This window comes from Rhizobium sp. PP-CC-3G-465, from assembly GCF_004343445.1.
Taxonomy (GTDB): Bacteria; Pseudomonadota; Alphaproteobacteria; order Rhizobiales; family Rhizobiaceae; genus Ferranicluibacter; species Ferranicluibacter rubi.
Map to the genome: position 1 here is coordinate 403031 of NZ_SLYH01000002.1, position 12499 is coordinate 415529.

At 57.3% G+C, this 12499-nt stretch carries 11 protein-coding genes and 4 pseudogenes; 7 read left to right on the forward strand and 8 right to left on the reverse strand.

What is annotated here, in order from left to right; translation table 11 throughout:
* Positions 1-550 precede the first annotated feature (550 nt).
* Together C8J33_RS14175 and C8J33_RS27550 are read left to right on the forward strand one after the other, a co-directional pair.
* Positions 551-1144, forward strand: a complete 594-nt coding sequence (locus C8J33_RS14175) for a DUF6088 family protein (protein WP_132664660.1) — start codon at positions 551-553, stop codon at positions 1142-1144.
* Positions 1137-1337: pseudogene (locus C8J33_RS27550) on the forward strand (nucleotidyl transferase AbiEii/AbiGii toxin family protein); the annotation flags it as partial. The gene C8J33_RS14175 and the pseudogene C8J33_RS27550, both read left to right, overlap by 8 nt.
* Positions 1338-1379: 42 nt before the next feature.
* Here C8J33_RS27550 and C8J33_RS14185 read toward each other — a convergent pair.
* From C8J33_RS14185 to C8J33_RS27555, 5 genes and pseudogenes are all read right to left on the reverse strand, one after another.
* Positions 1380-1679 (reverse strand): hypothetical protein, encoded by a 300-nt coding sequence (locus C8J33_RS14185; protein WP_422038258.1) that lies wholly within the window; start codon positions 1677-1679, stop codon positions 1380-1382.
* A 166-nt stretch (positions 1680-1845) separates the two neighbouring features.
* Positions 1846-2955 carry a GGDEF domain-containing protein gene (locus C8J33_RS14190; protein WP_132714324.1) on the reverse strand — a complete coding sequence of 370 codons (1110 nt, stop codon included), beginning with the start codon at positions 2953-2955 and terminating at the stop codon, positions 1846-1848.
* A 118-nt stretch (positions 2956-3073) separates the two neighbouring features.
* On the reverse strand, positions 3074-4861 hold the full coding sequence (locus C8J33_RS14195; RefSeq protein ID WP_165929815.1) for a methyl-accepting chemotaxis protein: 1788 nt from the start codon (positions 4859-4861) through the stop codon (positions 3074-3076).
* A gap of 309 nt (positions 4862-5170) precedes the next feature.
* Positions 5171-5902 (reverse strand): helix-turn-helix transcriptional regulator, encoded by a 732-nt coding sequence (locus tag C8J33_RS14200; protein ID WP_110808404.1) that lies wholly within the window; start codon positions 5900-5902, stop codon positions 5171-5173.
* A gap of 251 nt (positions 5903-6153) precedes the next feature.
* Positions 6154-6284 (reverse strand): annotated as a pseudogene (locus C8J33_RS27555) (integrase); the annotation flags it as partial.
* 19 nt (positions 6285-6303) lie between these two features.
* On the opposite strand from C8J33_RS27555, the pseudogene C8J33_RS27925 reads away from it, so the two are divergent.
* The 4 genes and pseudogenes from C8J33_RS27925 to C8J33_RS14225 form a co-directional block, all read left to right on the forward strand.
* Positions 6304-6378: pseudogene (locus C8J33_RS27925) on the forward strand (hypothetical protein); the annotation flags it as partial.
* 337 nt (positions 6379-6715) lie between these two features.
* Positions 6716-7183 carry a DUF2269 family protein gene (locus tag C8J33_RS14215; RefSeq protein ID WP_132664662.1) on the forward strand — a complete coding sequence of 156 codons (468 nt, stop codon included), beginning with the start codon at positions 6716-6718 and terminating at the stop codon, positions 7181-7183.
* Positions 7180-8547, forward strand: coding sequence for an SDR family oxidoreductase (locus C8J33_RS14220; protein ID WP_132664663.1), 1368 nt, complete (start codon positions 7180-7182; stop codon positions 8545-8547). Before C8J33_RS14215 ends, C8J33_RS14220 begins: the two co-directional genes overlap by 4 nt.
* 79 nt (positions 8548-8626) lie before the next feature.
* Positions 8627-9052, forward strand: a complete 426-nt coding sequence (locus tag C8J33_RS14225; RefSeq protein ID WP_110803148.1) for a thiol-disulfide oxidoreductase DCC family protein — start codon at positions 8627-8629, stop codon at positions 9050-9052.
* A 59-nt stretch (positions 9053-9111) separates the two neighbouring features.
* On the opposite strand, the pseudogene C8J33_RS14230 reads toward C8J33_RS14225, so the two are convergent.
* Positions 9112-9237, reverse strand: a pseudogene (locus C8J33_RS14230) (ATP-binding cassette domain-containing protein); the annotation flags it as partial.
* A 408-nt stretch (positions 9238-9645) separates the two neighbouring features.
* Here C8J33_RS14230 and C8J33_RS14235 point away from each other — a divergent pair.
* The gene (locus C8J33_RS14235) at positions 9646-11571 is read left to right on the forward strand and encodes a methyl-accepting chemotaxis protein (RefSeq protein ID WP_165929816.1); all 1926 of its coding nucleotides are present in this window, start codon (positions 9646-9648) and stop codon (positions 11569-11571) included.
* 42 nt (positions 11572-11613) lie between these two features.
* On the opposite strand, the gene C8J33_RS14240 is transcribed toward C8J33_RS14235, so the two are convergent.
* Positions 11614-12066 carry a type II toxin-antitoxin system VapC family toxin gene (locus C8J33_RS14240; protein WP_110803139.1) on the reverse strand — a complete coding sequence of 151 codons (453 nt, stop codon included), beginning with the start codon at positions 12064-12066 and terminating at the stop codon, positions 11614-11616.
* Positions 12063-12311 (reverse strand): FitA-like ribbon-helix-helix domain-containing protein, encoded by a 249-nt coding sequence (locus tag C8J33_RS14245; protein ID WP_110803140.1) that lies wholly within the window; start codon positions 12309-12311, stop codon positions 12063-12065. The genes C8J33_RS14240 and C8J33_RS14245 overlap by 4 nt, the downstream gene beginning before the upstream one ends.
* Positions 12312-12499 lie beyond the last annotated feature (188 nt).

Below are 12499 nucleotides of genomic sequence, written 5' to 3' on the forward strand. Positions count from 1 at the left end.
TCATTCCTTTGGCTGGCCACTGGCGAAGATCAGCTGATTTGGTGCGGCTTGCCATCTAGAAAAGCTACGTGTTCTCATGCTGGCGCGAATTTGAGATAGTCGCAAGTAGAGGATTTTGGGAAAGGAAGGTCACACGAGGTTGAATTGGAGATAACCGTTCAATTTTCGCCAGACGGCCTCTCGACGTCTGGATTTTTGCTAGCGTCGCGGTGCGAAAAATGTCGCGAGATCGGTGCTTACACGGGGTGTTGCTTCGTGGTTGCTGCGGGCCACCGGCAGGTGCAAACGATGAGAATGGTCACAGCACGATGATCATTTAAGCGAAGAGGTTAAGGCTCAACGATAGATGCGGAGCTTCCAGGCGCTGGACCAACACAATGTCGATGACGCCGCTGACGCCGTAGGGCTGACCACGATGCTGCCAAAGGTTGGCAGCACCAGTACCGGCAGAGAAGTTTCTTACAGATCGAGCAGGCTGCCTGACAGCTGTCCTTATGACGTCGCTTGTAGAGTGTCAGAAAACTGCTTATATCTCTGACAGAGGAACGCCATGCAGCACCTTACATCTCAAATTCTCGGATATGCTGAGCAATTGCCAGAGGGTGCCGCCCTGTCCGCGAAAAGCCTGCTGCATCTCGGCAATCGTGCTGCTGTGGACCAGGCGCTGTCGCGTCTGCATGAGCGTGGAGAGCTGATCAGAGCGGGACGTGGTATTTACATGAAGGCTATCAAAAGCCGGTTCGGAAGCAGGCCACCGACTGTCGAGCAAGCCGCCGCGGCAGTTGCACATCAACGTGGCGAGGTTATCGTTTCAAACGGAGCAGCGGCTGCCAATGCCCTCGGGCTGACGACCCAGGTCCCTGTTCGCTCTATTTATCTGACCTCCGGCCGCAGCCGGACAATGAGTGTCGGAAGCCAGGAGGTTGAGCTGAAACGTGCTCCTCCATGGCAGCTTTCGCTCGCCAACCGGCCGGCGGGGGTTGCTGTGCGCGCGCTCGCGTGGCTGGGGCCGGAAAGAGCAGAAGAGGCGCTCTCAAGCATCAAGCGGAAACTTTCACCTGAAGCCTTTACTGAACTCCTTGCTGCAGCACACCAGTTTCCCACGTGGCTTGCACGAAGCGTGGGAAAGGCCGCCCATGGCTGATCACTTCCTCCAACTCTCGATCGACGACAAGCATGTGGTTCTGGCGATCGCGTCAGACAGATCGCAGCGTCCAATACACCTGCTCGAAAAGGACGTTTAGGTCGTGTGGGCGCTCCAAACGCTCTACGCAAAAGCCCCTGGCAAGAGCCTCGTCTTCGAGGGCGGCACCTCGTTGTCGAAAGCTTACGGTGCTAGGCCCTCGCCTTCCGGCGTACCAACAACGTTCAGAATGCATTCATGGCGGCGGAAGGTTCAAAGTCCAGTGCTCCACATCCGGACTATCGATGTAACGGCCGAGTGAGCGCAGGTAGGCAACAATTTCTCGCCGCAGGTAATCCCGATCGCCAAATTTTCTGTTGATCTCCCGGAGTTGGGGAGCTGCAATCTCGTACTCTTTGTCCGACAGGTCGGCGTCTCCGATCGTGTAGATATTGTCACCGCAGGCGCAAATATCACAACCCGTATCAATAATCTCATTGACAAACGCCGGGATTTCAATCGCCTGCATCATGCGCAGCTTTGGTTTGCTGGTCATCCTTTGTACTCTGACTATCCACAAGTTTAATATAAGACGATCATCTCGGGCAGATGAAAGCAGCCATGGGTTGCGCGAAACAATCTACCAGCTGCGGTCACGGCAGCCTTGGGACTTTCAGATAGATCATGCCGCGAATATCCGGATGCATGGCATGACACACCGATCAAAGGACTGGGCGGGAACGAAATGTTCGATCACGAGGCAATGTCGATGCGCTGTGTGGGGAACCGATGAGGCCGTCCTGCATTTCAGCCTCCGCCCAGATGATGCGGGCCTTCCCCAACCGCTTCGCCAGGTAGAGGGCTGCGTCAGCTTTTCTTAAGACTAGAGTCGCGTCATCTCCGAAGTCTATCGGAAGCAGGCCGGCACTAAAGGTAAACGGTACTGCCCCGCTCATGTCTTCGCGCACCTGTGCAAGGAAGCTTTCCATCGCAGCCATAGCGTCCGCGTCGGTAGGGCCCCCAAGCAGAACTCCAAATTCTTCGCCGCCGAGCCGGCCGACCTCTGTAGCTGAAAACATTTGAGTTGATTGACGTGCAAAAGCGACGAGAACGCGATCTCCCATCTCATGGCCGTACTTGTCGTTGATACCTTTGAAATTGTCGATGTCGATCATAGCAAAATAGCGCAGAGGACCCTTGGGCTCTGCAAGAGTAGACTGAAAGTGCTCCATGAAAGCGCGACGGTTGCTCAACCCCGTCAAGGCATCGACACTTGATAGTTTCTTGAATTTTTGTTTCGTAATATAGATCTCCCGGATGCAGTTCATAACAGCATGATTGAGAAGGCAACCAATCAAAACGGAGGAGACGATCGACAAAGAAAGAAGGGGAGCCGAGACGGTCGCAAAGTAGGAGCTTGGCTGCCCAGCAAATAAAGTCACAACCGATATGAGGCAACTGATCAGGTACTCAGCTCGACTATTGAAGACCAGTGCCGTTCCCAAGATTATTTCCACGGACACTACTGCAGCCCAGTAGGGACCCAGCTCTCCCATAGCGTCAAGCTGGATCCGAAACCCCAATGATAAGAGCGCCGTGTAGCTCATGCTCAGTGCCCTAAGAGCTCTGAAGTTGGTGACCCACACAATCGCGACGCACACCGCGCAAAGCAACATCGCAGTCGGCACAAATGCCATCGTAGGACGAACATCAAAACCCGGGTTGATCAGAAAGCTGATGACGAGTCCAGCGCAACCGACGCCGAAAACAATCTGACTATGCAGTCGTTTTCTTATTTCAGCTTCCTGTTTCGCATATTGATAGTGAGGCAAGATTACTGTGTTCCTTTGCATGGTGCGGGCGCTGTTGTCACCTCTTTGGGGGCCCATCGCCGGAGGTTTCGTCATGATGCATGAAGCATCAAGATTGTCCTCTCGTCGGGCTTGCCCATCAAAACTCTTCCCAGCTTTCTGATTTAACCGCAGCACTCCCACAGACAGCGTAGGCGACCTTCGAAGTCATCTGTCCTACAGGGGGAACAGATGACGGGATCGGGTCGACGCGCGACGCCGGCTGCGACGGGCGTATGGCTGTCCCAGCGCCGACATTGAAGCGTGAAAGAAGCTGAAACAGTTCCTCAGCTTCTCTAGCGAGGCCATGCGAGGCAGCAGACGTTTCCTCAACCATGGCTGCGTTCTGCTGAGTGCCTTGGTCTATCGTATTAACAGCAGTGTTAATTTCTTTCAGACCCGTCGCTTGCTCGCGTGACGCCTCGACAATGGCGCTGACATTGGCATCGACATAGATGACCTGCCCGACGATCTCTTCGAGAGCCTTGCCGGTTTCCCCGACGAGCGCAACGCCCTGCTTGACATGCCCGTTTGAAGCACCAATCAAATCCTTGATTTCCCGCGCAGCCTTGGCGGAGCGTTGCGCCAACTCCCGAACCTCTTGGGCGACAACCGCAAACCCTTTGCCTGCATCACCGGCTCGCGCCGCTTCGACGCCCGCATTCAAAGCAAGCAGGTTGGTCTGGAAAGCAATCTCATCGATCACACCAATGATGGTGGAAATTTCGCCGGCTGATTTTTCGATCTGGCCCATGGCATCAACAGCCTGTCGGACCACCGATCCAGAGCGCTCGGCGCTCTCTTTTGTTTTGCGCACAAGCTGCCCGGCGTCCTGCGCTCGATGGCTGGAGTCGGAAACTGTCGTGGTGATCTCTTCGAGAGCAGCAGCCGTTTCTTCAACCGAAGCAGCTTGCTGCTCCGTTCTGCCTGCCAGATCATCAGAGGCCGAGCGGATCTCTTGCGATGCGGAAGCAATGGCGGCCGCGTTCCGTGCCACCGCTTCCATCGCAACGCAGAGCTGTGATGTGGCGCTGTTGAAATCGAGACGAAGTTTGTCTAACGTCGGCAGAAAAGGATGTCCGAGCTGTTGTGTCAGGTCGCCTCTAGCAAGCCCCTGCAAGGCACAGGCGAGGCTATGGACGTTCTCAACGCGGGTCGTGACATCCGTTGCGAACTTTACGATCTTGAAGACCTTGCCGCTCATGTCGAAGATCGGGTTGTAGGACGCCTGGATGTGAACTTTCTTGCCGTTCTTACCGATGCGCAGGAACTCATCCGCAATGAACTCGCCTCCAGCCAGCCGGGTCCAGAACTGCCTATAGTCTTCGCTGCCCGCGTAAGTCCTGTCGCAGAACATCGAATGATGTTTGCCCCTGATGTCTTTGAGCTGATAGCCGAGCGTTGTCAGGAAGTTCTCATTGGCTGTAAGGATTTCGCCAGCAGGCGTAAACTCGATGACTGCCTGGGCACGCGACAGCGCATCGAGTTTACCCGCGTCTTCGACGGACTTCAGCTTCTGAGCGGTGATGTCTGTGGCGAACTTGATGATTTTGTAAGGCTTTCTGCCCCGAAAGACCGGATTGTAGGATGCTTCGATCCAGACTTCTCTGCCGCCCTTGCCGATCCGCCTATACTGGCGCTGGTCATACTTTCCCGCGGCCAAGGCATCCCAGAATTGGCGGTATTCGGCGCTGGTCGCTTCCGTCGGATCCACGAACATATGATGATGCTGGCCGACGATCTCGGTAAGCTCATAGCCAAGTGCTGTGCAAAAATTCTGATTGGCTTTCAGAATCTTCCCCGTGAGACTGAACTCGATGATTGCTTGAGCCTTGCTCACTGCGGCCAAGATATCTTCAGTATCGGACGAGAAACCAAACGAAATCATCCCCACGATATGCTCCTTCTTTGCCACAGAGCCTTCTTCTGAACCTCGGCGGCCCTTTGAGAAATGGACTGTGGCGTTTCGTTGTGGATCAGACCGGGGAGGTGCTATGCAACGGCTTGATGTCTCCGGCGGTCACTCCCAGTTTTAGGAGTGAATTCCAAACGAATTCTTAAAGCGTTGCACAATATTTCGGCGTTCGCTTGGTGAGTGTGCATCTTGCCGCATCTTCAAGTTAAAGCAGCAAAGACTAATCAAAAAATCTCAGGGCGGATATGCTGTCTTTTGCTGCTTGATATTCGAAACAACTCGTTAGTGGATAAGTCCCCGGCGAATTGCCTCCGCAATGGCATGCACGCGATTGTCGGCACCGAGTTTACGAATGGCAGTCTTGATGTAGCTGTTTACGGTGTCGGACGTGTAGCCGCTCAACTTGGCAATCTCATCGGTTGTCTTACCCAAGCTCGCAAATCTTAGACAGATAAGCTCGCCGTCGATCAGTCTGAGCGTTTGTGCCGAGAACTTATCCATAATCGGTCGAGTGATCACGCGGTGCATGACGTCAGCCACATCCTGCAGGAAGTCCATTTCGTCCTGTGCAAATCGCGTCTGACGCGCGAAAGTGACGGCCCCGAAGACAACGTCTCCGCGCCGTACCGGAAAAAGCGTACGATTTACCACCCCGAACGCGTCAGTCAGATAGGTTAGACGCTGAGGTGGCGGCGTCTGCGCATACACCACGTCCTCCATGACAACACCTACCGCCAATCTCGATGCTTGCACGAATGGATCAACCGAAAGAAGATCGTCACCGTAATAGGCCTCCAGAAACGCTGGTGGGACGTCTGTGTCGATCGAGTGACCGCTGCCGAACCGGTATCCATCGAGATCAAGACCGGACACGGCAAAGAAGTCGAATGGGACTGCCGCGCGAATTTTTTCGACAAAAGGGTGAGCTGCGACATGCCTTCGCTTTGGCAGCGACCGGAGATCGGGTACCCCGTTGAGGGCTTCGCTTAATATGAAGGTGCTTGAAGACAGCAAACTCAGCTCTCCGATGTGAACGGCTGTGCGATTTGAAGGAGGTTCTCTGGTTCCTGCAACCAGTAAATGCAACGACGGACTGTTGGAAAGGATGGAAAGACGCGTTGGTGTTTCAATTTTGGGACGTCATCAGCAAAACTCCGGAGGCCGTTTCTCGTAAGAGCCGCGAAGAGGGGAAGATTCGCCGTCGGGATCACCAAAAGAAGTTCTTTCATCTGATCATGGTTGAGTAGCTTTGCATTTGGCTTCGCCCTCACAGATCGGAGCGGTCTCTTGACCGCTACGACCGGGCAGGTGGCGTCCGATGATCCACGACCAACCTCGACCCATCCGGTTTTCCACGCAATGTGACGAGCATGCCCTGATCGAGGATCTCGATCCAGCTCTATATGTAGCCGGTCAAATGGCTCCACGACGATCATGGAATGGTACATAGTCATGCCAACGCGCTTGTTGTCGATACGCTTCGCAAATAGCGACCGCCTTTCATTCCGTGTCGATCAAGACAAAGGGACGTCGCGACTGACAATAAGGGCGGAAGCCGAGACATCAACAGGCTCACGGTCTCTGCTTTGCATCGGATGCACGTCCTGAGCGCAGCATTCCCAGCCCGATGTCCTTAGCAAGTTCCGCGCGTTTCGCCGCATAGGCAGAGGCCACGATCGGATTGTCCTTTGACAAAACGCTCGTTCAGCCGCTCCGGCCCAGGCCCTTGTCCTGCTTTGGATTTACATTGCACAACCTAACGGTTTAAGCAGGATAGTGTGCGGACCCGCGATATCCCTGGGTCGGGCAGGATTCTGGCAGGCTGTATTGGACTATCTTCTCCTCAAATATCTGCATGTCCTCGGCGCGATCGTTCTTCTGGGCACGGGAACGGGCATCGCGTTCTTCATGCTGATGGCCCACCGCTCCGGAGACGCCGAATTTGTGGCGAAGACAGCGGGAGTGGTGGTCGTGGCGGATATGGTCTTTACCGCCAGCGCGGTGGTCGTTCAGCCGATCACCGGCTATCTTTTGGCGGATCTGATGGACGTTCCCCTGTGGGAAGGCTGGCTCGGGGTAGCGCTCCTGCTCTACGGGGTGGCCGGCGCCTTCTGGTTGCCCGTTGTCTGGATCCAGATGCGCCTGCGTGACCTCGCGTTGGAGTCCGCCCGTGCTGGAACAGCGCTTTCCCCGGCCTATCACCGTCTCTACCGCATTTGGTTTCTGTTCGGCTTTCCGGGCTTCGGCTCCGTGATGGCCATCCTCTGGCTCATGATTGCAAAGCCCGGACTATGACCAGGATATCCCACCCCCCCATTGTCGCCGTTCTCGGCGCGTCCGGTTTGATCGGTGAGGCGATCTGCGGATACCTTATGGCGCAAGGCCATAAGGTCGTTCCCGTCGCCCGTCGCTTCACGCCCGTGCAGAATGCCGCCTGGGAAGGTCTGGCCGTTCAAATGCCTCTTGTCGATGCGGAGAGACCGGCTTTACAGGCGGCGATCTTAAAACTGCAGGCCGACGTCATCGTCAACTGTATCGGTGCGCTTCAGGATGCGCCGGGTTCGCCTGTAGCGCGGGCCAACCGGGATTTCGTTGCCACACTCGTTGACGTTCTGCAGGACGAGACCAGCGAAAGCCATAGAGATGGGCAGCCGGGCCGAGATCCCCGGCTTCTCATTCATGTCTCGATCCCCGGAGATGGACGGGACGATCTGACGGATTTCAGCCGGGAAAAGCGAGCGGCGGAGGCGACTATCGCGCGGTCCGGCCTGCCCTTTATCATCCTGCACCCGGGCTTTGTTTACGCGGAGGCAGCCTACGGCGGTAGCGCCCTGATGCGCGCCTTGGCGGTTCTCCCGTTCGATCTGCCGGAGGCCCTCGCATCCCGCCCCTTCGCCGTGACGGATGCTCGCGATATTGGCCGTAGCGTGGAGGTCGTGCTGGCGGATTGGACAACAGGCCGGCGCGCGTGGCAGTCCCACTGGGACATCATGGAAACGGAGGCTTCGACGGTCGGTAGCGTGCTCGCGGGGTTGGCGCGCCGCCTTGCCGGGCCGAAACGACGGATCCGAGTGCCGGGCTGGATGCTCACGACCGCAAGCCGGGCCGGCGACCTGGTCTCCTGGCTCGGGTGGCGTCCTCCCGTCCGCTCAACGGCGCTTGTGGAGATGGCGCGCGGCGTCACCGGCGATTCTGCAACATGGCGCCGTGAAACCGGCCTTGATCCGCTGTCGGGGCCTCGCACGCTCGCGATGACGGCAGCGACCGTGCAGGAGCGCTGGTTTGCCCGCCTTTACATGCTCAAGGCGATGATCATCGGCATTCTCGTGGTATTCTGGGTCGTCTCCGGCGGCATCGCCCTGACGGTCGCTTTCGATGCGGCGACGCGTATTCTCACGGATCACGGCTTCGCCGAACCGTTGGCAAAGGCGATCACGATCGTCACCAGCCTGATGGACATCTCGATCGGTCTTGCGATCCTCCATCGCCGAACATGTCGCATTGGCCTCCTCGCAGGCATCGCGCTATCCCTTTTTTACATGATCTCTGCTGCCCTCATCACTCCAGACATGTGGATCGAACCCCTTGGCGCCCTCGTCAAGACAGGCCCGTCGATCATCCTGATGATGGTCGGGCTGGCTGTACTCGAAGAGCGGTAGAAATTCTTGCGGCAGGCAAAGCGGTTCATTTGTTGGAATGCACTTCTCAGCGGCCATCGAAATCGACTATACATCCGACATGATACCGACGCCTGATCTAGCGACGCTTTCCACCGGTCCCATCATTCTGTTTGATGCCGAATGCGTTTTGTGTTCGGCGAACGCGCAGTTCGTTCTTGAACGAGACCGCAAGGCCGTGTTTCGGTTGGCCTCCATGCAGAGCGAGATCGGGAAATCCTTGTATCGCATGCACGGAATGGATCCGGCGGATCCTGCAAGCTTGCTCGTTGTGGATGGAGATCGGATGCGGCGGGACAGCGATGCCGTTCTCAGCATTTACGAGACGCTTGGCTTTCCTTGGGCACTCGTCCGGGTGTTCCGGATCGTCCCTGTCGCCTTGCGCGATCCCGTCTACCGTTTCGTTGCGCGTCATCGCTATCGAGTATTCGGCCGGCGCGATACGTGCTGGATAGCCCCGAAACACTACAGGGACCGGATTCTCTGAGAGGTAGGACGTCACTTATCGAAACCCTTCCCGACCGAGAGATCTATCGATGACGGCCGTAGAAGACTAACAAGCGTCGTCTTGCCAGCCCCGGAAAGCCCGAAAAGGCCGACCTCTTTGCCAGGGCGGATGGTCAGAGAAAGATCGGTGATCACCGGCTTGCCGGACGTGTAGGCGAAACCGATCTCGGAAGCTGTCGGCATTGAATAAGCCTCGCCTCTTCTTCATCGTCTGTATCGAACAAACGCGCACCACCAACGATAGATTTCCCGTCATCGGACAGCCGTGCACCTGATGCTAACAGCTTCGTTCCGACGGGTGCCAGATGACGTCAGTGAGCGTCGCGGAGACGTTCGCGTTCCACCTCCCGTCCAGGGTGGTCCTAAGAGCTCTCGAAGTGCAGAACCCAGCAATGTTACATTAAGATTTAGTTGTTAGACATATACGGGCGACGGATGGGGTCCGGCGAGGGCGAGCGGTCCGAACGATCATTTGAGGTCGGAGCGCGACCGGACTCCGCCGAGGCGTCACACATTCTTTTTCCAGTGCCGCGTGTGGTCTCGCGGCGCGCAGATCCTCAGGTGAAATCCGAAATGCCCCATCCAAACATCAAACTGGCGATGAGCGCGATCTTTGGCGTCATCGGCCTCGTCATCGTGATGTTGTCCTGGCTGACGCTGGGCGGCCTTCAGTCCTTGAATTCGCGCACAATTGACGTCGCCGACAACTGGCTGCCGAAGACCGCGGCCTCCGGCCGGATCCAGACCGCGCTGAACGATGTGCGCGTCGCCTACGGGCAGCATCTTGTCGAGACCAACATCCACCGGATGAAAGACTCGCTCGCCCTTGCGCGCGAGAAGGAAGACGCTCTCCGGGCCTCGCTTTCGGCCTACGACGCGATGATCTCGACGGATCGCGAACGGCAGATCTTTGCCGCCATCCCGCCGGCCGTTGCTGACTACATCCAACACGGCAGCTACATGCTGGACATGTCCGGCGATGGTGCGAAGGATCTCGGCGGCTATCTCTTCGGCCACGGCATGCGCGACACTGCGAGCATTGTCGAAACCGCGACGGCGGCTCTCGTTGCCTATGACTCTCAAGGCGCGGCCGACTCGAAGGCCGAAAGCGGTATGACCTACGAATCCGTCATGTCAAAGATTTTTGGCGCTGCGCTGTTCGTCGGCTTCGTCCTCGTCGCGGCGGCCTTTTACGTGCTGCGCGGCATTGCCCGGCCGGTCAAGGTCATCACCCAGTCCATGACCCGTCTTGCGGGTGGCGATACGTCGGTGGCTATTCCTTATACGAGCCGCCCCGACGAGATTGGTCAGATGGCAGGCGCGGTCGAAATCTTCCGTCAGGCGGCGATCGCCAACAAACGTCTGGAAGAAGAAGCAGGAGCCGCTCGTGTTCAGGGTGAGGCAGATCGTATCCGTCTTACGGCAGAGGCGGAAGCTGCAGCCCAGGTTCGCCTCCAGGAAGCGACCGCAGGTCTTGCCACAGGTCTTCGCCGCTTGGCATCCGGCGATCTGAGCTTCCAGCTCAATGATGCCTTTGCTCCCGATTTCGACGCTCTTCGTCACGATCTAAATGGCGCCGTCTCGCAGCTGGCGGAGACCTTGCGTTCGGTTGCTCAGGCAACAACGCAGATTGACAACGGCTCCCGTGAGATCAGCCAGAGCACCGACGATTTGTCCAAACGGACGGAACAGCAGGCGGCATCGCTTGAGGAGACTGCAGCGGCCCTGGATCAGATTACGGCAAACGTCTCCAACTCCTCCAAGCGCGCCGACGAGGCGCGTTCGGTGGCCGTGCAGGCAAATGCAAGTGCTGTCCAGTCCGGCAAGGTCGTGGCCAATGCAGTCGATGCCATGCAGAAGATCGAGCAGTCCTCTAACCAGGTCTCCAACATCATTGGCGTCATCGATGAGATCGCCTTCCAGACCAATCTCCTCGCGCTGAACGCAGGCGTCGAGGCGGCACGTGCCGGTGAGGCGGGCAAGGGTTTTGCCGTCGTAGCCCAAGAAGTGCGCGAACTGGCCCAGCGCTCCGCTAAAGCGGCCAAGGAGATCAAGGAGCTGATCCGCAACGCCTCCGTCGAGGTGAAGAGCGGCGTCCAGCTGGTGAGCGAAACAGGTGATGCCCTTCGCACGATCGAAGGCTACGTTGTAACTATCAACCAGCACATAAATGCGATCGCTACGTCGGCACGTGAGCAGTCCGTTGGGCTTGCAGAAGTTAACACAGCGGTCAACCAGATGGATCAGGTGACGCAGCAGAACGCGGCGATGGTGGAAGAAAGCAATGCCGCGGGCGCCGCACTGGTTTCTGAGGCCGAGCGCCTTCGCGATCTGGTCGGGCAGTTCCAGGTTGGACATGCCTTGCGACAGACAGCAGCCGTCATGGCGGCAGGTTCCATGCATCGTCCCGTAGCGTCCCCGGCACGCAAGATTACAGGAAAAGTTGCCCGAGCCTTCTCAGGCAAGGCCGCAGTTAAAGAAGATTGGGAGGATTTTTGACGGACGTGAACCCCAGAGCGATCACGGGCGACACGTTCGAGATCATCGCGTTTCGCTTGCACGATCAGGAGTTCTGCGTGCCGTCCAAGGGTTGACGATCACCAGGCCAATGCTCTCGAAATCAGAGACATTGCGGGTCGCCACCGAGGCACCGCGCGACAGGGCGATCGCTGCGATCTGCGCATCGAACTGACTGATGGGTCGGCCTGCGCTGCGACGATCCGTGGCGATGGTGGCATAGAGATCCGCTGCGTCGCGATCAAACGGCAGCACACGTCCAGACAGATCCTCGCCGAAAATCGGCGAGATCGCCGCCTCCAGGTCGCGGCGTCGGCGGCCTTCAGGCAATAGCCGCAGCCCATAGAGGATTTCGGCCTCGGTGACTGCGGTCGTGAACACCGACAGAGGGGGCTGAGACGACAACCATTCGATAACAACCGTGCTTGGGGACGGCGTGAGCAGCTCCGAGATGACGTTGGTGTCGAGAATGATCACCGTCCAAAATCCGGCGCGTCGCGAATAGCCTCTCGGGCAGGGATTTCGAGGTCGACACCGCCGACCGGCGCCAGACGTGCGCGGATGGTCTCGGCGAGATTGCGAGCCGGCCTTTCGCTGGCAGCCAGTGCTACGCGGAGAATATCGCGTGCTTCATCCTCCATAGAGCGGCCGTGCGTGGCGGCGCGTAGGCGCAAACGCTGCTTTAGCGCATCATCGATATTGCGGATCGTCATACTTGCCATTCGGGCGCTCCATTCATCAATGATGGCATTGTAGTCATTGATTGCAGATTGTTCAATGTCACCTTTGTTCTACAAGGGATCCGCCATATAGGCTGCGGATTCCGCTCTGAAGCCGGCCGCCATTCCGATCATTGACCGGCCACCGTTCCGATTTGAAGCCGGCCACCATTCCAATCAATAACCGGCCA

Excerpts from the sequence above, each read along its gene's own strand:
- C8J33_RS14175 (WP_132664660.1), top strand. The coding sequence starts at position 551 with ATGCAGCACCTTACATCTCAAATTCTCGGATATGCTGAGCAATTGCCA.
- C8J33_RS14185 (WP_422038258.1), bottom strand. The coding sequence starts at position 1,679 with ATGACCAGCAAACCAAAGCTGCGCATGATGCAGGCGATTGAAATCCCG.
- C8J33_RS14195 (WP_165929815.1), bottom strand. The coding sequence starts at position 4,861 with ATGATTTCGTTTGGTTTCTCGTCCGATACTGAAGATATCTTGGCCGCA.
- C8J33_RS14220 (WP_132664663.1), top strand. The coding sequence starts at position 7,180 with ATGACCAGGATATCCCACCCCCCCATTGTCGCCGTTCTCGGCGCGTCC.
- C8J33_RS14225 (WP_110803148.1), top strand. The coding sequence starts at position 8,627 with ATGATACCGACGCCTGATCTAGCGACGCTTTCCACCGGTCCCATCATT.
- C8J33_RS14235 (WP_165929816.1), top strand. The coding sequence starts at position 9,646 with ATGCCCCATCCAAACATCAAACTGGCGATGAGCGCGATCTTTGGCGTC.
- C8J33_RS14245 (WP_110803140.1), bottom strand. The coding sequence starts at position 12,311 with ATGGCAAGTATGACGATCCGCAATATCGATGATGCGCTAAAGCAGCGT.